This window comes from Luteibacter aegosomaticola, assembly GCF_023078475.1.
GTDB lineage: Bacteria > Pseudomonadota > Gammaproteobacteria > Xanthomonadales > Rhodanobacteraceae > Luteibacter > Luteibacter aegosomaticola.
On sequence record NZ_CP095741.1, the window covers coordinates 624,247 to 646,056 of the forward strand.

General features: G+C 63.4%; 22 protein-coding genes and 1 tRNA gene. 16 read left to right on the plus strand and 7 right to left on the minus strand.

All coding sequences use genetic code 11. The features are described from left to right. Window positions 1-6: 6 nt before the first annotated feature. Window positions 7-702 (minus strand): cAMP-activated global transcriptional regulator CRP, encoded by a 696-nt coding sequence (crp, locus tag L2Y96_RS02750; protein WP_247331815.1) that lies wholly within the window; start codon window positions 700-702, stop codon window positions 7-9. Between the two features lie 341 nt (window positions 703-1,043). On the opposite strand from crp, the gene speD reads away from it, so the two are divergent. Further along, window positions 1,044-1,829 (plus strand): adenosylmethionine decarboxylase, encoded by a 786-nt coding sequence (gene speD, locus L2Y96_RS02755; protein ID WP_036109987.1) that lies wholly within the window; start codon window positions 1,044-1,046, stop codon window positions 1,827-1,829. A gap of 79 nt (window positions 1,830-1,908) precedes the next feature. Here speD and coq7 read toward each other — a convergent pair whose 3' ends face one another. Beyond that, entirely contained in the window at window positions 1,909-2,493 is a 585-nt protein-coding gene (gene coq7 / locus L2Y96_RS02760; protein WP_247336872.1) for a 2-polyprenyl-3-methyl-6-methoxy-1,4-benzoquinone monooxygenase, read from the minus strand. A 331-nt stretch (window positions 2,494-2,824) separates the two neighbouring features. On the opposite strand from coq7, the gene rplM reads away from it, so the two are divergent. The 5 genes from rplM to L2Y96_RS02785 all read left to right on the plus strand — a co-directional run bounded on the left by rplM (window position 2,825) and on the right by L2Y96_RS02785 (window position 5,013). Then, window positions 2,825-3,253: a 50S ribosomal protein L13 gene (gene rplM / locus L2Y96_RS02765; RefSeq protein WP_045828717.1), complete on the plus strand. Its 429-nt coding sequence runs from the start codon at window positions 2,825-2,827 to the stop codon at window positions 3,251-3,253. Window positions 3,254-3,262: 9 nt separating this feature from the next. Beyond that, window positions 3,263-3,655, plus strand: coding sequence for a 30S ribosomal protein S9 (gene rpsI / locus L2Y96_RS02770; protein ID WP_247331831.1), 393 nt, complete (start codon window positions 3,263-3,265; stop codon window positions 3,653-3,655). Window positions 3,656-3,703: 48 nt separating this feature from the next. Then, window positions 3,704-3,777: transfer RNA gene (locus L2Y96_RS02775), tRNA-Gln, on the plus strand. A 94-nt stretch (window positions 3,778-3,871) separates the two neighbouring features. Continuing rightward, a complete protein-coding gene (locus tag L2Y96_RS02780; protein WP_247331833.1) occupies window positions 3,872-4,207 on the plus strand; it encodes a TfoX/Sxy family protein in 336 nt (111 codons plus the stop codon). Beyond that, entirely contained in the window at window positions 4,129-5,013 is an 885-nt protein-coding gene (locus L2Y96_RS02785) for a hypothetical protein (RefSeq protein ID WP_247331835.1), read from the plus strand. The genes L2Y96_RS02780 and L2Y96_RS02785 overlap by 79 nt, the downstream gene beginning before the upstream one ends. A gap of 495 nt (window positions 5,014-5,508) precedes the next feature. Here the strand turns inward: L2Y96_RS02785 and L2Y96_RS02790 are convergent, their stop codons facing one another. Further along, on the minus strand, window positions 5,509-6,114 hold the full coding sequence (locus L2Y96_RS02790) for a carbonic anhydrase (protein ID WP_247331836.1): 606 nt from the start codon (window positions 6,112-6,114) through the stop codon (window positions 5,509-5,511). A gap of 66 nt (window positions 6,115-6,180) precedes the next feature. Continuing rightward, the gene (locus L2Y96_RS02795; RefSeq protein WP_247331838.1) at window positions 6,181-6,996 is read right to left on the minus strand and encodes a helix-turn-helix domain-containing protein; all 816 of its coding nucleotides are present in this window, start codon (window positions 6,994-6,996) and stop codon (window positions 6,181-6,183) included. A 192-nt stretch (window positions 6,997-7,188) separates the two neighbouring features. Here L2Y96_RS02795 and L2Y96_RS02800 point away from each other — a divergent pair, with 192 nt between their 5' ends. The 3 genes from L2Y96_RS02800 (at window position 7,189) to L2Y96_RS02810 (ending at window position 11,612) form a co-directional block, all read left to right on the plus strand. After that, the gene (locus tag L2Y96_RS02800; protein ID WP_247331840.1) at window positions 7,189-8,229 is read left to right on the plus strand and encodes an acyltransferase family protein; all 1,041 of its coding nucleotides are present in this window, start codon (window positions 7,189-7,191) and stop codon (window positions 8,227-8,229) included. Window positions 8,230-8,388: 159 nt separating this feature from the next. Continuing rightward, the gene (locus tag L2Y96_RS02805; protein ID WP_247331841.1) at window positions 8,389-9,105 is read left to right on the plus strand and encodes an NYN domain-containing protein; all 717 of its coding nucleotides are present in this window, start codon (window positions 8,389-8,391) and stop codon (window positions 9,103-9,105) included. A 128-nt stretch (window positions 9,106-9,233) separates the two neighbouring features. Continuing rightward, window positions 9,234-11,612, plus strand: coding sequence for an HsdM family class I SAM-dependent methyltransferase (locus tag L2Y96_RS02810; protein WP_247331843.1), 2,379 nt, complete (start codon window positions 9,234-9,236; stop codon window positions 11,610-11,612). Between the two features lie 74 nt (window positions 11,613-11,686). On the opposite strand, the gene L2Y96_RS02815 is transcribed toward L2Y96_RS02810, so the two are convergent. Together L2Y96_RS02815 and L2Y96_RS02820 are read right to left on the minus strand one after the other, a co-directional pair. Continuing rightward, entirely contained in the window at window positions 11,687-14,071 is a 2,385-nt protein-coding gene (locus L2Y96_RS02815; protein WP_247331845.1) for a membrane-bound PQQ-dependent dehydrogenase, glucose/quinate/shikimate family, read from the minus strand. Between the two features lie 16 nt (window positions 14,072-14,087). After that, window positions 14,088-15,326 (minus strand): carbohydrate porin, encoded by a 1,239-nt coding sequence (locus L2Y96_RS02820; RefSeq protein ID WP_247331847.1) that lies wholly within the window; start codon window positions 15,324-15,326, stop codon window positions 14,088-14,090. 333 nt (window positions 15,327-15,659) lie between these two features. Here L2Y96_RS02820 and L2Y96_RS02825 point away from each other — a divergent pair, with 333 nt between their 5' ends. Beyond that, window positions 15,660-16,625: a LysR family transcriptional regulator gene (locus L2Y96_RS02825; protein ID WP_247331849.1), complete on the plus strand. Its 966-nt coding sequence runs from the start codon at window positions 15,660-15,662 to the stop codon at window positions 16,623-16,625. A gap of 80 nt (window positions 16,626-16,705) precedes the next feature. Continuing rightward, window positions 16,706-18,457, plus strand: a complete 1,752-nt coding sequence (locus L2Y96_RS02830; protein WP_247331851.1) for an alpha-glucosidase — start codon at window positions 16,706-16,708, stop codon at window positions 18,455-18,457. Here the strand turns inward: L2Y96_RS02830 and L2Y96_RS02835 are convergent. Continuing rightward, window positions 18,398-19,006 carry a winged helix-turn-helix domain-containing protein gene (locus L2Y96_RS02835; RefSeq protein ID WP_247331853.1) on the minus strand — a complete coding sequence of 203 codons (609 nt, stop codon included), beginning with the start codon at window positions 19,004-19,006 and terminating at the stop codon, window positions 18,398-18,400. The genes L2Y96_RS02830 and L2Y96_RS02835 overlap by 60 nt on opposite strands. A 142-nt stretch (window positions 19,007-19,148) precedes the next feature. Between L2Y96_RS02835 and L2Y96_RS02840 the strand changes: the two genes are divergently transcribed. From L2Y96_RS02840 to L2Y96_RS02860, 5 genes are all read left to right on the plus strand, one after another. After that, window positions 19,149-19,823: a response regulator gene (locus tag L2Y96_RS02840; protein ID WP_247331855.1), complete on the plus strand. Its 675-nt coding sequence runs from the start codon at window positions 19,149-19,151 to the stop codon at window positions 19,821-19,823. Between the two features lie 139 nt (window positions 19,824-19,962). Further along, window positions 19,963-20,490, plus strand: coding sequence for a DUF2589 domain-containing protein (locus L2Y96_RS02845; RefSeq protein ID WP_247336874.1), 528 nt, complete (start codon window positions 19,963-19,965; stop codon window positions 20,488-20,490). Window positions 20,491-20,567: 77 nt separating this feature from the next. Beyond that, window positions 20,568-21,161 (plus strand): DUF2589 domain-containing protein, encoded by a 594-nt coding sequence (locus tag L2Y96_RS02850; RefSeq protein ID WP_247331857.1) that lies wholly within the window; start codon window positions 20,568-20,570, stop codon window positions 21,159-21,161. Window positions 21,162-21,218: 57 nt separating this feature from the next. Further along, complete coding sequence (locus L2Y96_RS02855; RefSeq protein ID WP_247331859.1) at window positions 21,219-21,476, plus strand: hypothetical protein; 258 nt, start codon at window positions 21,219-21,221, stop codon at window positions 21,474-21,476. Continuing rightward, window positions 21,477-21,809: a hypothetical protein gene (locus L2Y96_RS02860; RefSeq protein ID WP_247331860.1), complete on the plus strand. Its 333-nt coding sequence runs from the start codon at window positions 21,477-21,479 to the stop codon at window positions 21,807-21,809. The last annotated feature ends 1 nt before the right edge of the window (window position 21,810 follow it).

Below are 21,810 nucleotides of genomic sequence, written 5' to 3' on the forward strand. Positions count from 1 at the left end.
CGCGGCTTAGCGGGTGCCGCGAACCACGATGGTCTTGCCGGACACGTCGATCATGCGCTCTTCCTCGAGCTGCTTGAGGACGCGGCCGACCATCTCGCGGGAGCAGCCGACGATCCGGCTCACTTCCTGGCGGGAGATGCGGATCTGGGTGCCATCCGGGTGAGTCATCGCATCCGGTTCCTGGCACAGGTCCAGGAGGGTGCGCGATACCCGGTTGGTCACGTCCATGAACGCCATGCGGCTTACCTGGCGCGAGGTGCGCAGGAGGCGGTGGGTCAGTTGAGACCCGATGGCGAACAGCAGTTTCGGGCACTCGGCGGAAAGCGGGCCTTCCAGAAGCTGGAAGAGGCGCTCGTAGCTGATTTCGGCCATTTCCACCGCGGTACGGGTCCGGACCAGCGACTCACGCTGGGCCTGCTCGACAAAGAGCCCCATCTCGCCAATGAACTGCCCACGGTTGATGTAGGCAAGGATCAGTTCGCGGCCTTCCTCATCCTCCGTGCAGACGGCAAGCGAGCCATCTACCACGTAGTAAAGGGTGTTGGCCGGATCGCCCGGGCGGATGATGGCCGTTTTCCCCGGATAACGGCGACGATGGCAGGCATCGAGGAAACGGCTCATGGAGGCCGGATCGGGTGCGAAGCTCAGCGGAGCCTGCGACCGTTCGAACGCCTGTTGCAACAGATATTTGAGTTGAGCCACAGCTGATTCCGTTGAGCCTCTATGGCATGGCGCCCCAAATCGAGCGGCCGGCCGACGGATTTCCGTCAGGCGACGCCGACTCGCCATGTCCCCGGGGGGATTATTGCAGACAACCTAGGGCCAAAATCCACCATAAATGACGATTGAGCCCAAGTTGTTCAAATCCTCACCACTTTGCCCCATAATTTTACCCCCTCGGCACCCAGCCCCTGTCTCGGGCTGTTCATAAACGAGGGGCAGACTGGTCGTCTGCTCGTGCACCATCCAATTTCTTTGTTGCGGGGACCCTTGCTGCTAACCCGTGTCTGCTGCTGGCCGTCACCCGGCCTCGGAGAGTCGCTGTGGTCAAACCGCTTCCCCGCCTTCGCCTCCAGGGTTTTAACAACCTCACCAAGGCGCTGAGCTTCAACATCTACGATATCTGCTATGCCGTTTCCGAACAGCAGCGCCAGAACTACATCGAGTACATCGATGAGCAGTACGACGCTGACCGCCTGACGCAGATCCTCACGGACGTGGCCGAGATCATCGGCGCCAACATCCTGAATATCGCCCGCCAGGACTACGACCCGCAGGGCGCGTCGGTCACCATCCTCATTTCCGAGGAGCCGGTGGTCGAGAAGCTGGGCCGCGACACCATCTCCGGTGCCGTCGTCGCCCACATGGACAAGAGCCACATCACCGTCCATACCTACCCGGAAACGCACCCGCACAACGGTATTGCCACCTTCCGCGCGGATATCGACGTGGCCACCTGCGGCGTCATCTCGCCGCTGAAGGCCCTGAACTACCTGATCGACAGCTTCGAGTCGGATATCGTCATCGCTGACTACCGCGTGCGCGGCTTCACCCGTGACGTGAAGGGCAAGAAGCACTTCATCGACCACAAGATCAACTCGGTGCAGGACTACCTGGCGAAGCACATCCGCCAGAAGTACGAGATGTTCGACGTGAACGTGTACCAGGAAAACATCTTCCACACGAAGATGCACATCAAGGACTTCGACCTCGACACCTACCTGTTCGAGGCTCAGGCCGACGACCTCTCGTTCAAGGAGCGCCAGCGCATCGAATCGCTGCTCCGCCGCGAGATCGAGGAACTCTTCCACGGCCGCAACCTGATGTAACAAAAAGCCCCGCGAAAGCGGGGCTTTTTCGTTGCGGGTGGCGTCACCGGCGCGCCCTTGCGCGCGATCCCCGCCCGCCTCAGATCCGATAGGCAACGGCCTTCATCACCGCCGAAGCCGCATGCATAAGCCCCGGAATCGGGAACGGAAGATCAATCCCGCCCCGCGCCTGCGCCGCATCCGCATGCCGGATCTCATCCTCCTGCATCTGCTTCAGGATGGCCCGTGAACGGTCATCCTGGGCCGGCAGCCGCTCCAGGTGCTCGGCCAGATGGGCCTCCACCTGGCGCTCGGTCTCCACCACGAAACCCAGGCTGATCGGGTCGCCCACCGCGGCGGCGGCCACGCCAATGGCATAGCTGCCGGCGTACCAGAGGGGGTTCAGCAGGCTCGGGCGGGCATCCAGCTGCTTCAGCCGCTCCGCGCACCAGGCCAGGTGGTCGGTCTCTTCCTGGGCCGCGTGGAGCAGGTGCGCCTTCGTGTCTTCCGTGCGGGCGAGGGCCGCCTGGCCCATATAGAGCGCCTGTGCACAAACCTCTCCGACATGGTTGATCCGCATCAGGCCGGCCGCGTGGCGGCGCTCGGCGTCGTCCAACGGGGCATCGGGCACGGCATCGCCCGGGGAGGCGCGGTGGGCCTCGGGCGAGCCTGCGACGGCTTCCATGGCGCGCTCCAGCCCGGCAAGCAGGCGGTCGAACGGGGTGAGGGTGCGGACGGACACGGGCGGCTCCTTTGAATGTGGGGACCTGCACACGTTACAATGGGCGGGTGCCCCGGCGGGGTGATCGTGCTGCGGCTGCTTGTCGCGCCGAGCGTCCCTTGCCACTGGCACCCCTTGTGTAAAGGCGGCGTCATCATGCTATGATTGTCGGCCCGAAGCTCACCTGATAGGTGGGCTTGCGCGATGCAGGATAAATCGATATTCTCTCGCGTCTTTGCTTTCACCGATTCCGTGTTCCGTCCCTTTGGTGGGCGGCAAACCAGGTATTTTCGAAATGAAAACGTTCAGCGCCAAGCCGGAGAGCGTCAAGCGCGATTGGTTCGTGATTGACGCCACGAACAAGACCCTGGGTCGTCTGTCGACCGAGGTCGCGCGCCGTCTCCGCGGCAAGCATAAGCCCGAGTTCACCCCGCACGTCGATACCGGCGATTACATCGTCGTGATCAACGCCGAGAAGGTGGCTGTCACCGGTGCGAAGCTGGACGACAAGATGTACCACCGCTTCACCGGCTACGTCGGCAACCTGAAGACCACGAGTCTCAAGGATCTGCTGGCTACGCACCCGGAGCGCGTGATCGAGATCGCCGTCAAGGGCATGCTGCCGAAGAACCCGCTGGGTCGCGCCATGTACCGCAAGCTCAAGGTGTACGGCGGTGCCGAGCACCCGCACACCGCCCAGCAGCCGCAGCAGCTGGACATCTAAGGAAACGCCATGGCTATCCAGCAGAATTACGGTACCGGTCGCCGCAAGACCTCGGCAGCTCGCGTGTTCCTTCGTAAGGGCACTGGCGGCATCGTCGTCAACGGCAAGCCGCTCGACATCTTCTTCGGCCGCGAAACGTCGCGCATGATCGTCCGTCAGCCGCTCGAGCTGACCGAGAACAGCGACAAGTTCGATATCATGGTCACGGTTGCTGGCGGTGGTATCACCGGCCAGGCCGGCGCCATCCGCCTCGGCATCGCTCGTGCACTCGTCGAATATGACGAAGCGCTGAAGTCGCCGCTGCGTAAGGCTGGTTTCATGACCCGCGACGCCCGCGAAGTCGAGCGTAAGAAGGTCGGTCTCCACAAGGCCCGCCGCGCCACCCAGTTCTCGAAGCGCTAATCCGCTTCTACTCGACGCTCCAAGGTCAGAGCGCGTCGACAGGTTTCTTGGGAGATCGTCTAACGGTAGGACAACGGACTCTGACTCCGTTTATCTAGGTTCGAATCCTAGTCTCCCAGCCAAACCGGAAAGGGCCCTGAGCAATCAGGGCCCTTTCTTTTTGCGTCGCGTTTGAGGCCAGCCTTTGAGACTATGCAGTCGAAAGGGGGAGCCACCATGGGTTCGAAACAGGCCACCGTCGACTACATCGTCGACCAGCTCGCATCAGCCGGGCACATCTCGGCGAAGAAGATGTTCGGCGAATACGCGATCTATCACGGGGACAAGGTGGTCGCCCTGATCTGCGACGACCAGTTTTTCATCAAGCCGACGGCTGGTGGGAAAGCTTTCCTTGGGGAGTACGAGGAGGCGCCGCCCTATCCGGGTGCGAAGCCGTGCCCGGTCGTTCCGCCTGAGATGTGGGACGACCAGGAATGGATGTCCCAGCTGGTGGCCATCACTGCCAGCGAATTGCCGGCGGCAAAGAAGAAGCCTGGGAAGAAGCCGCGTTGATCGAGCCGCGCGGAATGATGGGCCGGGCTCCCAAGAGCATCAGGGCGCTATGTACCGGTCGCGACGATTGGGCCGTACTGGCTTCGATCGGCATGCTCGTGGTGATGATTGGCTCCGTAGCGCATGAGGTCATCGGTCATGGCCTGGGATGTGCGTTGGACGGCGGAACGATCACCCTCGTGACGTTTCTCGTGTTTCGCTGCGATGGAGCGAGCTGGCTTGCCGATGGCGGCGGTCCGATCGGCGCATTCGCAGTGGGATGTTTCGCGCTACTGATAGCGCACGTGAGTCGAACAGGGTCCGGGCTGCTCAGGCTTTCCTCGTTCACGGTCGCGAGCGTGCTTCTCTTCTGGGTATTCGCCCAGATGGTGCGGGAGGCATTCGATGGGAGCGACGATTGGGGCCACGTTGCCCGGGATCTACACTGGCCCAGCGAATGGCACCTGTTCGTCGCCGTGATTGGCGTCATCGGCTATGTGCTTACGCTCAGGCTGATGAGGCAGCTAGCCGTCTCCATCGTCGACGGCCAGCCTCCGCGCTTGATCATCCCCTATCTTGCCGCGGCACTTTCGGCGCCGCTTCTGGGTGCGCTGTGGCATGGCGGAGCGACCGCGTCCGCGCTCGACGGGTTTCTGACCTTTGCGATCGCGCCCTTCGGTCATCTGATGCTGCTCACCTCTATCGATCGCAAGCGGGCGCCGGAAGGTGCCATTTCCCGGAATCACGCGTTCGTCGGCGTCGCATTGATCACATTCGTGCTTTTTGCGGTTCTAATAGCACCGGGACTTGGGCGCCTGTCACTCTAGGTCGCGGTGCCTCTTGGCCGCCGCTATACCCGTCCCCGAAGCACTCTTGATATGCCTCCCTACCAAAAGCGGACTCTCCATGAACAAGGAAGCTCACATCCATTGTCCGCTCTGCGAGTGGGAGCCAAAGGCTGAAAGTCGTTGGGTGTGTGCACCGGGTGAGCCAGGTTCGGGATGCCTCACCGTATGGAACACGTTCTGGACAGCCGGATGCTGTCCGGGATGTGGCCATTTCTGGTCGAAGACCGCATGCCCGTCTTGCAAGCGTTCTTCACCCCACGAGGCCTGGTATCACTTCCCACCGCCAGAGCCCGGTAAGGAAGAAGCCAAGACGCAGGAAGAAACCAGCGTCGCCTGAAGGGGGAGTGCCTGGCGCCAGCTCAAGTGACGCGATGGCTACCTAACGTCTTCAGCTCGGGCACGCACTGCCGAGGGGCGTTTGATCGTGGTCGAGAAGCGGAAGCCCCGAACTAGCGGGGCCCCTTTTCTTGCACATCACCCGCGAACAGCGGCATCACGTACCACTTCCGTAAGCTCGCCCGTATCCGTGTTGTAGAACAAGCCAAGGATCTCGGCATGCCTCGGTACACCCGGCGCGGCGCGCAGTAGCGCCACGTCATAGGCTAGCGAGGCTTCGTAATCGCTGATGCTCACGGAGCCTGCGTCATACGCCTTCGAGATGTCCGCGCCGCCGTGTTCGTGCGCATAGTTCGCGACCATCCGGTCGGCGGTGTACGACGTGGCGCCGCAATTTGAATGGTGGACGACCACGACGGTCTCGATACCGAACAGATATTCGCCGACGGTGACGGAGCGAATCGCGTCCACGGCCCGGCCAGCGGCGACCGAGACGGTGCCCATGGTCGTCGTCGAACCTACGCGGCTGCCGTTCGCATCGAGGATAACTTCGCCGGGGTAGACCTGGTTGCCCAGGAACGTCGCTACGGCCTGCGGAATCTCGCGGACGCGGGGGTCATAGCAATAGATCACGACTGACGTTAGCGGCACCGCGTGCGAGAACGCCTCTCGCAGGCTCGGTTCGTCGTAGCCCGGCTGGGCGCTGAAAACGTAGTCGCTAAAGCGGGAAGATGTGCGGGTCATGAGTGCCTCCACAGGCATCGCGTTGGGTGTGGAGGCCAGTCTGTGCGGCGGGCGTAGGACCAGCAATTACGCGCCAGGAATAGTGGCGGCGTGCCAGGCCTCCGTCGCCTTATCCACCGGCGACATGCACTCCAGTCGCCACTCCTCAGGCCCCAGCGCACGCGGCGTGCCCACGGTTGTAACGAGCGAAAAGTAGCTGAGCCGGCGTTCGCCATCGCTCAGGGTGAGCGGGATGACGGGAAGATCGGGTGCGGAAGACTCGAATGCCGCCGTGTCATCCACACCAGGATAAGCACGCAGCTGCGCCAATAACGCCTGTGTTCCCTCATCCATCACACCCGCCACCGCTTCCCGCCGCACCCGCTGTAGCAGTGCGGCGGAGAAACGCGGCCAGTCAGGAACGAACGGGCGCAACCCGGCCGGATCGAAGAACAGGTGCAACAGGTTCCGCGGACGTGGCCAGCGATCCAGATCGATGAACGCATTGAACAGCCGGGTGGTGGCGCTGTTTGCCATCACGACGTTCCACCAGCGATCCATTACTACAGCGGGAAAAGGTTCATGCTGGCGAAGCATGCGTTCCAGGGCGTGGCGTACGACGGCCATGTCCGCCGCGTCCCAGCTCTCCTCGGCGAATTGCGGCGCGTATCCGGCTGCGAGCAGCAGCTGGTTTCGTTCCCGCAATGGCATGTCCAGCCCATCGGCGACGGCCATCAGGGTCTGCCGGCTGGGCACCGTGCGCCCGCTCTCGATGAAGCTGAGGTGCTTTTGCGAGACGCCCGTTTCCAGTGATAGCCCCAACTGGCTCAGCCCGCGCACGCCGCGCCAGGCCTTGAGCATGCGGCCGAGTTCACCGCCGGTGGGTAGCTCTTGATGGGGCATGGAGGGGTGTCCGCGCAGGAGGGGCCTACCCTTGATTGTGGGAGGGGTGCCACTGGGCGGGCAACCCGCCGGTGCAACGCGGTGGCCGCCGAGAGGCACCTACATCACCGGTTTCGGGAATGGCGTGGCATGACATACCGCAATATCCAAGGCCTGCGTGCCGTCGCGGCCCTCATGGTGGTGTCGTGCCACATGTTCTGGAACCTCGGGGCGACGCGCAGCTACTGGATCAAGCCCTTCTTCGCGGCGATTGGCCCCGCTGGCGTGGATATTTTCTTCGTCATCTCCGGCTTCATCATCTACAACGTCCTGCAGCGATCGATCACCGATCTTGAACAGGTGGGGCGGGGCAGGGCCGTATTCGTTTTCGCGATCAAGCGCTTCATCCGCATCTACCCGCTCTACTGGATCGCGTTCGCGGCAGCTTTTCTGGTCATGCTGTGGGCGCCGCCCTTGCCGCGGGGCATTGAGAAGCCGCTTATCGAGCTGCTGACGCTGGTCAACGGCGCGCCCAACTACATCGTGGGAGTCGCCTGGACGCTGACCTATGAGGTGTATTTCTACGCTGTGGTCGCGCTTAGCCTTTTGCTGCTCGGGAGGAGGGCCGTGCTCGGCCTCACGGCGTGGTTCGCGCTTCTCGTTGTGGCCGCCGTCGCGGGCGCCGGGCACGCTTCGTCCCCATGGAACTACCTGCTGGCGCCCATCCTGCTCGAGTTCTCATTCGGCGTGGTGATTGGCTTACTGGTGCAGCGAGGCATCCGCCGGTTCCACGGGGCTTCCTGGATAGTCGCCAGCCTCTGGATGCTGGTGGGAACCTGGTTTGTCGTTCACGACCCGATGTCGTATCCGCTCCGCGTCGTTGGGTGGGCCGCCCCAGCAGCGTTGTTCGTCTACGGCCTTGTGGTTCTTGAGCTGCGCGGACGCTGGATCATGCCGCGGGCCCTTCAATACCTCGGCGATGCGTCGTTTTCCATCTACCTCTGGCATCTGATCGTCTTCGAGCTGGTCGCCGCCGTTTTCACCCGCCTTGGCTGGCTTGGCGTCGTCGATCCCATCCTGTTGAGGGCCGGCATGGTCGCCGCTGGCTTGGCGTTCGCCCTGCTCAGCTACCACTGGATCGAGAAGCCCTTGCTCCTCCACGTCACCCGCGCAGCAGGCCTGCGGCTCGCGAGAGCCTTGCCTGCCGAAGCTGCCTCTCCTGGTGTGTCACGGCTGGCTGATGCTAGACAATGAGAAATTACTTAACACATTGACTTTGTTGCAAAATATATTGACATCACCCTTCTTTCCCGTATCATTCGCTCCATCCAGCCCCCTGCGTTCGGCCCCTACTCATCCAGGGCAAACCGAACCTTGGGGTTTCTTTTTGGCTGGAAAAAATAGGAGCAGCACATGGGCACGGCCATCCTGATCGATGGGGCCTTCTTTCTGAAGCGGTTTCGAGCGATCGAACCGCAGAATCGTTTCAACGCGGCTCGGGCCGCCGACATTGCGTGGCGATGGGCCGTTGCCCACCTGCGTGAGAAGGGCATAAAGCATGAGCTCTACCGCATCTTCTTCTATGACTGCCCTCCGTTTGAGAAGCAGATGCACAATCCAATCAGCAGGCGCGCCGTGAACTTCGAGGCGTCAGACGAGGCTATCTTTCGTCGCCAACTCCACGAGCGGTTGCGCTCTAAGCGAAAGATGGCACTGCGCCTGGGGCACCTCGGCGGCGCCACTGAATGGACTATCAAGCCACAGGTCATCGCCCAGCTCCTGAAAGGCAAGCGGGATTTCACCAGCCTCACAGATAGGGACGTCACTCTGCAGCTCAAGCAGAAGGGCGTGGATATGCGTATCGGGCTAGATATCGCCGCCCTCGCGCTCAAACGTCAGGTGGACCAGATCGTCCTCATGGCTGGCGATGCGGACTTCGTGCCCGCGGCGAAACTCGCCCGCCGCGAGGGCGTGGACTTCGTTCTGGACCCCATGTGGCTGCCCGTGCCAGACAGCCTGCACGAGCACATCGACGGGAAGAGATCCACATGCCCGCGACCACAACCCCTGGCCGTAGCCAAGGGCGCGGTGGCGCCCGGCTGTCCGCGTCCGGAGCGCCTCGCAGGCTGAAGCATGCTAGCCTAGCGCTCCGCCAACTGGCGCCCCGGGCCGCCCGCTAGGGCCTGTCTCGCCCCCTGAGACGTCCGCCCCCTACCGTATTTGTTTTCTGCCGCACAGCGGACGGCAGCGGAGTCGTGATGAGCAAGACCAAGGGAATCTCCGAACGGCGCAGCGAAAAGTTGCTCGACGAGCTGCTGAGCGCCCAGGGGTGGTCCCCGAAGAAGCCGCCGGTGGGCGATGTCCTGCTGCAGAACGAATACGCGGCGTTCCCGCTCATCGAAAAGGCGCTGAAGCAGGCCAGCAAGACCGGTGGTGGCAGTGGCTATCCCGAAGCGCTGCTGGTCGATAAGGTCACCGAAAAGGTCCTGGCCGTCGTCGAGGCCAAGAAGCTCAGCAGCGAACACGGCAAGGCCCTCCGCGAGGCCCAGCACTACGCCGAGCGCTTCAAGCAGAAGGGCTACGCCCCGCTGGCGATCGGCCTGGCAGGCACCTCGGACGACAGCTTCGAGCTGCGCGTGTCGCGCTATGCCGACGGCGAATGGTCCATCGTCACCTACGGTGGCAAGCCGGTTTCCTGGATTCCGAACCGCGCCGACCTGGAGCGCGTGGCCTCGCCGCATGGCCGTCCCGAGTTGCGCCCGACGATTCCGCCGCCGGAAGTGCTGGCGCGCCGTGCCGAGGAGATCAACCGTCTCCTGCGCGAAGCCAAGATCAAGGACGAATTCCGTCCCGCTGTCGTCGCCGCGATCATGCTGGCGCTGGCGAGCTCCAAGGGCCGGATCCGCCGCGACGAGGACCACATCCTTTCCGATATCAACGCGGAATGCCTGCGTGCCTTCGAAAAGGCCGGCAAGCCCGCGCTTGGCCGCAGCCTGCACGTGGAAGAGGCGAACGCCAAGCTCGCCACGCGCGCGGTGGAAATCGCCCGCATCCTCGAGAAGCTCAACGTCAGCGTGCTCACCGCCGAGCACGACTATCTGGGCCAGTTGTACGAGACCTTCTTCCGCTACACCGGCGGCAACACCATTGGCCAGTACTTCACGCCGCGACACATCGCCCAGTTCATGGCCGATGTGTGCGAAGTGGGCCCGCGCGATCACGTGCTCGATCCGGCCTGTGGTACGGGCGGCTTCCTCGTCGCTGCGATGGATCGTCTCCTTCGCGCGCACGATCTGAGCCGCGCCGAGATGGTGAAGGTCGCCCGCAAGCAGCTCTACGGTTTCGAGACGGAGCCCGTCACGGCTGCGCTGTGCGTCGCGAACATGATCCTGCGTGGCGATGGCGCCACCCAGATCCACCAGGAAGACTGCTTCACCGCGCCCGATTTCCCCGAGGGGAACGTGGACGTGGTGCTCATGAACCCGCCATTCCCGCACAAAGCCTCCGACACGCCGTCGGAAGATTTCGTCGATCGCGCGCTCGAGGCGTTGAAGCATCGTGGCAAGGTAGCCGTGGTGCTGCCCACCAGCCTGATCGTGAAGAAGAGCAAGGGCGCGTGGCGGCAGAAGATCCTGAAGCACCACCGCTTGCTCGCGGTGTGCCAGTTGCCCGATGAATTGTTCCAGCCCTATGCCTCGGCCACCACGTCAGTGGTGGTGCTGGAGAAGGGCGTCAAGCACGACCCGAGCGTCGCGACGGTATTCGTTCGCCTGCACCACGACGGCCTGACCCTGCGCAAGGGCATACGCGTGGAGAGGCCGACCGAGCCGAACGATATCCCGCAGGCCGTGGACGCCATCGTCAACAAGCGTGCCATTCCGGGCTTCTCGGGTCTTGGCCACGTCTCCGGTGAGCGCGAATGGGCAGCGGGTGCGTACGTGGCATCCGCGCCGCCCAGCCGCGAGGAAGTGCAGGAGGCGGTGGATGTCCACCTGCGCCGGCTGGCTTCGTTCTACACGCGCTACGCGCGCGAGGTCACCGTGCAGCGGGACCAGGTTCGCCAGGGCGCTATCCGCATGGCGGGTTACCGCAGCCTGATGTCGCAGGCGAAGAAGGACAATGCCAAGGCGCTCAGCGATGCCGCGCGTCCGGGCACCATCGGCGATGCGTTCGATATCGTCTATGGCATGAAGGAACTGCACAGCCGCGATGGCATCGCCGATGGCGAGACCCTCGTGATCTCGCCGACCGAAGCCTATAACGGATGCTATGGCTGGCTGGAGTTTGGCCAGGTGATGCAGCCGCCGTTTGTCACGGTGGCGCAGACGGGATCGATTGGCGAGGCGTTCGTGCAGTTCGAGCCGTGCGCGGTGAACGATGACTGCCTGGTGCTACTGCCGCGCAAGACGCTGAGCGAAGCGATGCTGGTCATCGCGGCCGCGTGCCTGCACGAAGAGAAGTGGCGCTTCTCCTACGGTCGCAAGCTGACGCCGGCGCGTATCGCGGAGTTCGTGTTGCCGAACGATCCGGTGTTGGAAGCATGGGTCGAAGAGCGGCTGGCGCAGACGCGGCGCGTGGTACTAACGGCGCTTACCGGGTATGCGGGTGCTGAGGATGCTGCGTTCTTTATTGAGTGATGAGGGGATCGCGCGCAAGCGCGCTCCTACATGAAAAGAAAGAGGGCGCGGTGATTGTCACCGCGCCCTTCTTTTTACTTCGCCTTGGGGAGTGCCCAGGCCATCACGTAGTCGCCGCGGTCGGGCGACTGGCGTGCGCCGCCAGCGGTCAGCACGATGTACTGGCGGCCGGTCTTCGGCGACACAAACGTCATCGGACCACCCTGGCTGCCGACCGGCAGGCGTGCTTTCCACACTTCCTTGCCAGTCGATTCATCGAACGCCCGCAGGTAGTAGTCCTGCGTGCCGGCGAAGAAGACCAGGCCCGAGCGCGTGGCCAGCGAGGCACCGAGCGTCGGCATGCCAATCGGCATCGGGAGGTGCAGCTTCACCCCCATGGGGCCGGTGTCCTGCACGGTGCCGACGGGTACCTGCCACGCGATCTTGCGCGTATCCAGGTTGATCGCGGTCATGGTGCCGAACGGCGGTTCCTGGCAGGGGATGCCGCCCGGCGACATGAAGCGGTTGCGATCCGACCAGTACGGCGTGCCGTACATCGAGGCGAGGCCCATCTCCACACCGCCGCCGCTGCCCTTCACCGCGTTACGTGGAATCAGGCGCGTCCACAGGCCGATGCGCATATCGTTGACGAACATCAGGTGGTTCGCTTCATCGATCGAAACGCCACCCCAGTTCATACCGCCGAGCGAACCGGGCCACTGCAGCGAAACGTCTTCACCTGGCGCGGTAAACGGACCGTCGTAACGCATCTGCTTGAACTGGATGCGGCAGTAAAGCTGGTCGAACGGTGTGGCGCCCCACATTGACGACTCGGTGAGACGCTGCGTGCCAATCGACGGCATGCCCACGGAGAATGGCTGCGTCGGCGAATAGCGCTCGCCCTTCGCGTGACCCACGGCCACCGGCTTCTCCACGACATCGGCGATCGGCTGGCCGGTCGCACGGTTCAGCATGAAGATCTGACCCTGCTTCGTGACCTGGACGAGTGCGGGCAGCGTGCCGCCCTTGCCATCGGGTACGTCGATGAGCGCGGGCTGTGCCGGCAGGTCGTAGTCCCACAGGTCGTGGTGCGTTGTCTGGAAGTGCCAGCGCACCTTGCCGGTCGCGGCGTCCAGCGCGACGACTGACGAGCTGTACTTGTCGTCGGCCGGCGTGCGCTCGCCACCCCATTGGTCCGGCGTGGTGTTGCCGGTCGGCAGGTAGACGAGGTTGAGCTTCGGATCGTAGGCCATCGACGTCCACACGTTCGGCGTGGCGCGCGTGTACGTTCCGTTGGGAAGCGGCGGCAGCTTCACGTCTTCGTCGCCGGGGTTCCACGCCCAGGCCAGCTGGCCCGTATGGACATCGAATGCGCGGATCGCACCGGTCGGCTCATCAGTTTCGATGTTATCGGCGACGCGGCCGCCGACGATGACCAGGTTGCCTGCCACCAGCGGAGCCGCCGTGAGCGTATAGAAGCCTGGCTTCACCAGGCCCATGCCTTCGTGCAGGTTTACTTCGCCATTCGTGCCGAAGCCGTCGCAACGCTTGCCGGTATCAGCATCGAGTGCGATCAGGCGTGCGTCGATGGTGGTTTCGATGATGCGCTTGTGGCATTCGCCCATGGCACCCGTGGAGACGGGAGTCGCGGAAGCGGTGGTGTCATCGTCAGCGTGGAAGCCGAGGCCGCGGCAACGCTGCCAGTTCGGCGCTTCGCTCTTCGGATCGAACCGCCAGCGCTGTTCGCCAGAATCGGCATCCAGTGCGATGACTTCGTTGTGCGGCGTGCAAACGTAAAGCGTATTGCCCACCTGCAGCGGCGTGTTCTGGTCTTCGGCGCCAAAGCCATTGCTCTTCGGGATATCGCCAGTGCGGAACGTCCAGGCAAGCTGGAGATCCTTGACGTTCGCCTTATTGATCGCCGTGTGCGCGCTGTAATGCGTGCCGGCGGGGGTTCCAGCCCAGGCAGTCCAGTCAGCCGTGGTCGTATCGGCGGAGCCGTCGGTGGCCGGCACCTGAGCGCTGTCGAGGGTGGTGCCGTGGCGGGTGAACATGGAGCCAAACGCCACGGCGACCGCGACCGCCAGCAGGACGGTGGTGAGCGGCGCGATGCGGCTTACGCCCCCATCATGGCGCCGCTTCAATGCGGGATAGACCGCACCCACCAGTACGCCAATGCCAGCGAACGTGAGCAGACGCGAGATCAGGCCCCAGTAGTTGAAACCGGTGTCGTAAAGGGACCACACGAGGGTACCCACGAGCGCGATCGCATAGGCCTTGGGTCCCCATGGCCTGGCGGCTACCAACAGTACGCCGGACACCAGCAGTGCCAGGCCCATGGCGATGAAGTACCAGCTGCCGCCCAGCGCGGCGAGCTTCACGCCACCCCACAGCAGCCCTGCGCCCATCAGCACGACCAGCACGCCGAGGAGGCGGGCTAGCCAGACCAGCGCAACGGATGCGCCCTTGCTCTTGTTCATCGTAGTCACCTGTCTCTCAGAGCGTCGCTTTCAGCTGCAGGCCGAAAGCGATCACGTTTTGCGTGCGACGTTGCGAGAAGGCGCCCGGATCCTTGACGTACTGGACATCCGGGCGCACGAGGAACCACCGGTTCACGCGCCAGCCGTAGCTGAGCTCGACGACGCTTTCCGCGTCCGGCAGTGTGTTGAGGAACGCATCCTGCGCAGGCGCGATCTGCGCGGCGCGCCACGCGCGATCGATGCGCGGGTTGATGACGGCGCGCACGTAGCCAAGGGCCACTGTGTCGAGAGGGCGGCTTGGGAACGTGCCCTGGTAGATGGCATCGATGGAATACCAGGACGTCATCTGGGCCGTGCGGGCATCGGCCTTCATCACTTCACCGGCCAGCACGAGCCCGCGGCGCGGGTCGCGCGCTTCCTGGTGAACACGAACCGTGCCCAGCGCATACGCGCCATAGCGGCCGCTGGTTTCGCCATCACGGCCCTGGCGCGCTACGCGGCTGTTGTCGTAGTAGGCGCCCAGCTTCAGTTCCGCCGCATGCATCGCTTGTGGATCGCGGCTATGCAGGTCGAGTTCGACCGGCACCATGCTGCCGGTGGATCCACGCGCGTGCAGCGAAAAGCCGTGGTCTTCGGTGCTGTAGCCCGGGTTGACCTCGAAGACGCCGACGCGCAGATCGGCGGTGGGCGCGAGGTGCCAGTTCACCCGGATGCCGGGACGCGCGTTCGGGTAGTTGCCCCAGCCGCTGCCGGCTGACATGGCGAGCGGGTGCGCGCAGAACGCCGCATTTACCAGTTCGCAAAGGATGGGCAGGCCACCGAAATCGTTACCCATCGCCCACAGGCCCAGCTTGATGTTGGCACGCGAACCCGCGATGTCCTGGTCGTAGCTGAGTTCGGTGAGCTTGAGGAACTGGCTGCTATAGACCTCCTGGATGGGCATGCGGTTGCCCGCCAGGTCGGTGGTAGCGCCGCGGCCCGCACGATCGTTGAGGGTGATGTGGAACGTGCCCTGCGCCCAGCCGGCGAGCTTGCGCATATCGAGGTCGGCGCCAAAGCGCAGCTGCTGCGCATAACGCGTGCCCTGGCGCAGGCCGCCGCTGGCGACGCGGAAGGTCTCGGAGACGTAGTCACCGCGCAGCGTCACGCCCTGCTTCTCCCAGCGGCTCCGCGTGGTTGTGACGGACTCCGTGGGTGCATCGGGCGCATCCGCATCCTCGGCTATGGCGTTGCCGCCGTAGGAGGCCATGGCCATCAGGACGCCGGCGCTCCACACCGCTCGCCGGCGGTGGCGCGGCCCGCGTACGGTGGTATGGGTACTGCATTGCATAGACTTCACCTGGCAGATCGCAGGCCGCACGACGCCATCCAGCGCGCGATAAGCGGCCGGGGGAGGGGTGCATGCCGGTTGGGGTGCAAAGGGGCGGCTCCCTCGGGGAGCAAGGCCGCTGGGTGCGACCTTATGCCGTTTTGACGGCGATCCAGCCGTCTGCTTTGCTGGAATGACAATCTACGCTTGCCCTGTCAGGCATACAATTGTTATTTCGACAAACCAACCTTGCCGACCCGGCAAGCAAGGCGGCCTGCCATGCACAAGAACGTGAACCTTCTCGCCCTGCGCCTGTTCGTGCGCGTGGCCACGCACGGCAGCTTTTCCCAGGCCGCCGCGGAGCTGAACCTCCTGCCGTCATCGGCCTCGCGGCATATCGCGGCGCTTGAGCACGCGTTGGGCCAGGCACTGTTTACCCGCCACTCGCGTGCCGTGCGCCTGACGGACGCGGGGCAGCGCTATTACGAATCCATCCGTGAAGCGATCGAACAAATCGACCAGGCGGGCGAACACATCGGCGAAGAAGATGAGCCGCGAGGCCGCCTGAAGATCAGCGCACCGCCGGCGTTCGCGCGCCGCCATCTTGCACCGATACTCATGCGCTTCCAGGAACGGCATCCGGCGGTCGAACTCGACCTGTGGCTCACCGATACGTTCTCGGACCCGGTAGAAGCGGGCATCGATGTATCCATCCGGATCGGCGAGCTGAATGACTCGCGGATGCTCGCCCGCTTGCTGGCGATCCAATCGTTCGTACTTTGCGCAGCACCCGCATACGTCGAAGCGTGCGGTGCGCCGCAGGATCCTGCGGAACTGAGCAGCCACAACTGCCTGGTCTACCAGGCCACCTACGGCCCGCAGAAATGGCACTACCGTTCGGGCGACGCGCCGTTCGTCCCGGTGGATGCCGGTGGCAACGTTCGCAGCAACTACATCGAATACCTCCTGGAGATGGTGCGCGGTGGGAAAGGCATCGTCTGCTTCCCGACCTGGCTCGCCAGCCGTTATCTGGAGCGTGGCGAACTGGTGCCGTTGCTGGGCGAGATGACGTGGGCGCTCGAGCCGGATGCCCTGGGCATCCATGCGGTCTATCCAGCGAATCGGCAGCGGTCTCGCAAGACGCAGAGCTTCCTGCAGTGGCTGGGCGAATCGATCGGTGAGCCACCGTATTGGGATGGCTGGCAACGCGTGGCCGCAGCAAAGCCGAAGCCACGCCGTCGCTAAGGGTGCTTCCGTGACTTGTGCCGGTTGACGCATGCGGCTGTGCAGGCTCTTATCGGGAGCTTGCCCCAGGGAGTTGAACCATGCGCCACGCTGCGCGACGCCTCGCCGCCGCTACCTTCCTTACGCTGGCACCCGCGCTAGGCCTCACTGCCGAGGCCTCCTCTATCTCGCCGTGGTGGAAGCATGCGGTGGTGCTCGAGGTGTATCCGCGCAGCTACGCCGACAGCAACGGCGACGGCGTGGGCGATCTGAATGGCATCACGTCGCACCTCGATGATGTGGTGTCCCTCGGGGCAGACACGATCTGGATCACCCCGATGTATCCATCCCCGCAGGTGGATTTCGGATATGACATCGCGGACTACCAGGCCGTCGATCCGCAGTATGGTTCGCTCGCCGACTTCGACCGCATGGTGGCCGAGGCAAAGAAGCGTCATGTGCACGTCGTACTCGACATGGTGATGAACCACACCTCGGATAAAAATCCGTGGTTTGTTGACTCGGCTCGTTCCCGCACCAGCGCGCATGCCGATTGGTACGTCTGGAATGATGGCGTTGATGTGAACGCGCCCGGGGTGACGGCGTTCCAGAAACGCTACGTGCATGATGGCAAGGTGCCCCCGAACAACTGGCAATCCATGTTCGGTGGCACGGCGTGGGAATGGGCACCTTCACGAAAGCAGTTCTACTACCACCGCTTCTACCCCCAGCAGCCCGATCTCAACTGGCGCAATCCGGCGGTGGAGAAGGCGATGTTTGGCGCGATCCGCTTCTGGCTCGATCGTGGCGTGGACGGCTTCCGGCTGGATGCGATTTCCACACTGTTCGAGGACACGAAGCTGCGCAACGATCCCGAGCGCGGTGGTACCAATCCGCACGGTGATCCCAACCTGCACTACGCGTACAGCGACAAGCTGCCCGAAGTCCATGATGTGATGCGCCGCCTGCGTAAGCTGGTCGATGCGTACCCTGGTGACCGCGTACTCATCGGTGAGACCTATGAGCCCACCACCGAAGCGCTTGTGCCCTGGTATGGCGGCAAGGCGCAGGATGAGCTGCAGCTGCCGATGGACATGTTGCCGGGCTTCGGCTGGGGCACGAAGTTCGATGCCGCGTGGTTCCGCAAGCACCTTGAGGACGCGCAAGTGCAACTCGAGGGTGGTACGCCCCTCATGGCCTTCGACAACCACGACAACGAACGCTCCATCGATCGCTATGGCGATGGCAAGCACGACATCGACCGGGCCAAGGTGCTTGCGGCCTTGTTGTTCATGAACCGTGGCGTCGCCATGACCTATTACGGCGCACCCCTGGGCATGACCACGTCGGTGCCTGCGCGGAAGGAAGACGTGCGCGATCCTGTTGGCATCGCGAACTGGCCGAACGACAAGGGACGTGACGGCGAGCGTACGCCCATGCAGTGGACCGCCGGGCCGCAGGCTGGCTTCTCGACTAACCCTGCTACCTGGCTTCCCGTCGCGACGAACTACAGCACGGTGAACGTGGCCTCCGAGCTTAAGGATCCGCAGTCACTACTTCAGTGGTACCGCACGCTTATTGCGCTGCGCCAGGATAACCCGGCCATCCGAGATGGCCGCATGGTCTTCGTCGACCGCACTAATCCGGATGTGCTGGCCTGGGTGCGCGAAGGCGAGGTGCCGGTCCTGGTCGCCATGAATTTCAGCGATAAGCCGCGCGTGCTCAAGACGGGACTTGAGGCGAAGACGATCCATACACTCGCCGCCAGCACGCCCGCGCTGTCAGGTGCGGCCTCACTGGATGGGACGACGCTGCCGCCCTTCAGCGCCTGGGTTGTGTCGTTCACCAGGTAACGTGACTTGCACCTGCGCGGCGAGCCAGTCGCGCGCCTCATCGACGGCGCCCAGCGCGTGCGGCAGGGCGCCGTCGATCACCAGGGTGGCCGCTATGCGCAACAGGATGGCCGCCAGGGTTTGCCACTCGTCCGCATCGTTGGGGCCGAGTGCGCGCATGCGCCGCTGGAACGCCGGCGCGGCTCCCCACCGGCGGATCGCCGCTTCAAGCCGGTCTTCGGCATGGCGCACGGGCCCTACCCGGGCAACGAGAAGGTACCCGCGCTTGCGCACCGTAGCGATATAGCGGGGGACCTTCGCATTGTCGCCAAGCGTGCGGCGAAGCATGGCCACCGCCTTGTGCACGGGGTTATCGCCGAAAAAGCCCCCACGCCAGCACGCGTCCAGTAGTTCTTCGACACCGACCACCTGGCCTCGTCGTCGCGCCAGCGCACATAGCACGTCCATATGCCGAGGCTCGAGCTGCCGCAGGACGCCGCGGCGCGTGATGGTCCGCTGCTTTGGGTCCACGATCCAGTCGGCAATGAGAAAGGGAGAAGACGCGAACACGTACTACATGCCGCCGGCAGTTGGTGCCGGCATAGGCAACCAGTTGATTTATCGGTTATTTGGCTGGCCGTAAGGTTTCCGGAAGGACGTGAGAATGTTCTCTCGTCAACGGTACGCGCCTGCCCAAACCAGGAGTAGGTCAATGCAAGGAAACCCCATTCTGTCACATGGCGCCGCGCGGCCCGTTCGCGTTGTGCTGGCAGATGAGCAGGAGCTGATGAGGGAAGGGTTGGCGGCGCTGTTGTCGCAGCAAGACAGGTTCGAGGTCGTTGGGACCACGGGAGATGGGCGCGATTGCCTGCGGTTATGCGTCGATCGCAAGCCGGATCTGTTGGTGTTCAACGAGAATATGCCTGGGCTCAATGGCATCGAGGCAGCGCGAAGGGTCGCGTCGCGTTGCCCGCAAACGCGGATGCTGTGCCTTTCAGAGAGTGCGGACCGGCCCTGCGTACGTGCTGCGTTCGACGCGGGCGCGCATGGGTATGTGCTGAAGCGATGCACATTCGCGAACCTTGTCGATGGGATAGACAGTGTCCTGTCATCGCGATACCACGTCAGCCCCGAACTGGCACACGTACTCGTCGAAGCGTTCTGCCAGGGCCATGACCCGGCATCCGCGCTTACGCCGCGTGAGAAAGAGGTGGCGCAGCTCTATGCAGAAGGGCATTCCACGCGCCAGATCGCCGAGCGTTTGCATATCAGCATGAAAACGGTAGGGACGCATCGCGAGCACATACTCGCGAAGCTCGAGCTGGAGGGCATCGCAGATCTCACGCGCTACGCCTTGCGTACGGGCCTGATAGCGCTCGACGCATGACCGATACGCATATCAGCTCATCGCCGATAGCCTGAAAGCTCCATGAAAGTCCATAGTTCGAACACAGCGGCGCACACGCCAAGAAGGAGACACGGATGCGAAAGAAGAACAGGACGTTCAGCGGTGTGTGCGTCGCCCGATGACAACTACCCCACTTGAGAGCCTTATCGAAGCCATGGCTGGCGCCGTGGTCGAAGCGCAGACAAGGATCGAGCAAGCGCAGGTGGCGCATCTGGCGGATTACTTCGATGAAGACAACCGACCCAAGAGCGTGGTGATCCGTATGCCATCGATGCAAGCGGGCGCAGGCGAGAACGATGAAGATCTCTACCGTGCGCCCTTGCTCCCACTCGTTCCCACGACATCGTTGCGCATCAAGGACGTGGAGATCAGCTTCGATGCCGAACTCGGAGCCTTCTTCGCAGCCGATAACGCGGACGAGGATGGCATACAGGCTATCGATAAAGGGCGCTGGGCCTTTCTTTCCCGGGTACGAAAAGGCTCAGTGGCTTTGGATACCAACGCTAGCCAACGTTCCCGAGACACTGGCAACGTCCACGTCAAGTTGCGCGTCGAAGGTGTGGAACCTACCGACGGCGTCTCGCGGCTCACCAACCATTTAGCGATGACCCAAGGGGTCTTCCAGACGTTCCGGCCGGGCGACTAACCCTCCCCCACACCCGGCCGAACTCCCTGGTGCATGAAGCGCCGGGGGCCAATGTCGATACGTAAAGGAGTGACGTTATGACGATTGCAGAACAGTTCCGTGGGTTGCCGATGGGTGACCTGGTGGGCGCACCGCTGATTGCCGCCTGTGAAGCCCAGGTCAGCCTGGCCCGAGCGACGGCCGATTTCATCAACAAGGTGGGCTTCGAGGACGACGGCGAGGGTAACCTCAAGACCCGTACGTCCGCCTTCCACTTCTCGCGGCCGGTGCAGGACGCCGAGGGGAACTGGCATGACGAAAAGGTCGAAATGAGTGTGCCGCTCCTCTCGATCGTGAAGGTGCCGACCCTTTCCGTCGAGAACGTGGATATCACCTTTGATATGGAAGTGAAGTCGGCGACGCACGACAAGAGTTCGCTGGATATCGGCGCCACGGTCGACGCTTCGTGGAGCGGCTTCGGTGCCAAGGTGTCGGTGCAAGGATCGATCGCATCGCACAAGGAAAACACGCGTACGTCCGACAATTCCGCGAAGTATCACGTCAACCTGCAGGCGCGCGATGGTGGCATGCCTGAAGGCCTCGCGCGCGTCATGGATATCCTGCAGTCGGCTGTCGTTGAAAAGCCTGTCGCGGTGCCTTCGGGCTCGGGTAAGGGTCCCTTGGACCCTTAAGATTTTTTGAGTAATGGTCGTGGCGCCCCGGCGCCACGACCAGCCAGGGAGACAGTCATGGTCGATGTCACTGATGTGCGGTTCGTGAAGCGGATCATCGTTGGGAGTAACAACCCCAGCCAGATGGCCTCGGAAGAGCAGATCGAAGGCGCGCGGGCGCTGTTGAATCGCTGCCTCAACGAGGCACCGCGTGGCCACATCCTGGCGACGGAGAAGAGTTTCACGATCCTGCAGATCGGAGAACACCAGGTGGTGCTCCAGTGGATCTGCTACCACGTGGCGTTTCCCCGAAAACCTTCCTGGCTGGTGGATTGAATGATCCGGCGAGCCGTGCCCGTAGCGACCCTGCTTGCCCGCGCGAAGGCTACCGCTATCTCGGTTCAGGCGGCGTCACTGCAGCGGCGTGAAGCGGTACTCGACGGACCGACGGGGCGCGCGGCCTGGATGCCCCTGCTGGCCGAGCTTTGCCTGGCGTTCGACGGGACGTCGCGTGGTGGCGGGGCGATGCTTCAGATCACGCCCGGGCGGCCGTTCTTCGCCTGGCTTATGCCGTCGCGTGTCCATCGGTTCGAAGTCTTCTGCGATGCCTCGAACGGATGGTCGCCGCGGCTCTACATCGACGGCGTGGCCGCCGATGCCACGGGGTAAT

Bases quoted from the DNA above. Each gene is read 5' to 3' on its own strand.
- coq7 (WP_247336872.1), bottom strand. From the start codon at position 2,493: ATGGAAGCCGTCGCAGGCTCGCCCGAGGCCCACCGCGCCTCCCCGGGC.
- rplM (WP_045828717.1), top strand. From the start codon at position 2,825: ATGAAAACGTTCAGCGCCAAGCCGGAGAGCGTCAAGCGCGATTGGTTC.
- rpsI (WP_247331831.1), top strand. From the start codon at position 3,263: ATGGCTATCCAGCAGAATTACGGTACCGGTCGCCGCAAGACCTCGGCA.
- L2Y96_RS02780 (WP_247331833.1), top strand. From the start codon at position 3,872: ATGGGTTCGAAACAGGCCACCGTCGACTACATCGTCGACCAGCTCGCA.
- L2Y96_RS02785 (WP_247331835.1), top strand. From the start codon at position 4,129: ATGGATGTCCCAGCTGGTGGCCATCACTGCCAGCGAATTGCCGGCGGC.
- L2Y96_RS02790 (WP_247331836.1), bottom strand. From the start codon at position 6,114: ATGACCCGCACATCTTCCCGCTTTAGCGACTACGTTTTCAGCGCCCAG.
- L2Y96_RS02795 (WP_247331838.1), bottom strand. From the start codon at position 6,996: ATGCCCCATCAAGAGCTACCCACCGGCGGTGAACTCGGCCGCATGCTC.
- L2Y96_RS02800 (WP_247331840.1), top strand. From the start codon at position 7,189: ATGTTCTGGAACCTCGGGGCGACGCGCAGCTACTGGATCAAGCCCTTC.
- L2Y96_RS02805 (WP_247331841.1), top strand. From the start codon at position 8,389: ATGGGCACGGCCATCCTGATCGATGGGGCCTTCTTTCTGAAGCGGTTT.
- L2Y96_RS02810 (WP_247331843.1), top strand. From the start codon at position 9,234: ATGAGCAAGACCAAGGGAATCTCCGAACGGCGCAGCGAAAAGTTGCTC.
- L2Y96_RS02815 (WP_247331845.1), bottom strand. From the start codon at position 14,071: ATGAACAAGAGCAAGGGCGCATCCGTTGCGCTGGTCTGGCTAGCCCGC.
- L2Y96_RS02820 (WP_247331847.1), bottom strand. From the start codon at position 15,326: ATGGCCATGGCCTCCTACGGCGGCAACGCCATAGCCGAGGATGCGGAT.
- L2Y96_RS02825 (WP_247331849.1), top strand. From the start codon at position 15,660: ATGCACAAGAACGTGAACCTTCTCGCCCTGCGCCTGTTCGTGCGCGTG.
- L2Y96_RS02830 (WP_247331851.1), top strand. From the start codon at position 16,706: ATGCGCCACGCTGCGCGACGCCTCGCCGCCGCTACCTTCCTTACGCTG.
- L2Y96_RS02840 (WP_247331855.1), top strand. From the start codon at position 19,149: ATGCAAGGAAACCCCATTCTGTCACATGGCGCCGCGCGGCCCGTTCGC.
- L2Y96_RS02845 (WP_247336874.1), top strand. From the start codon at position 19,963: ATGACAACTACCCCACTTGAGAGCCTTATCGAAGCCATGGCTGGCGCC.
- L2Y96_RS02850 (WP_247331857.1), top strand. From the start codon at position 20,568: ATGACGATTGCAGAACAGTTCCGTGGGTTGCCGATGGGTGACCTGGTG.
- L2Y96_RS02855 (WP_247331859.1), top strand. From the start codon at position 21,219: ATGGTCGATGTCACTGATGTGCGGTTCGTGAAGCGGATCATCGTTGGG.
- L2Y96_RS02860 (WP_247331860.1), top strand. From the start codon at position 21,477: ATGATCCGGCGAGCCGTGCCCGTAGCGACCCTGCTTGCCCGCGCGAAG.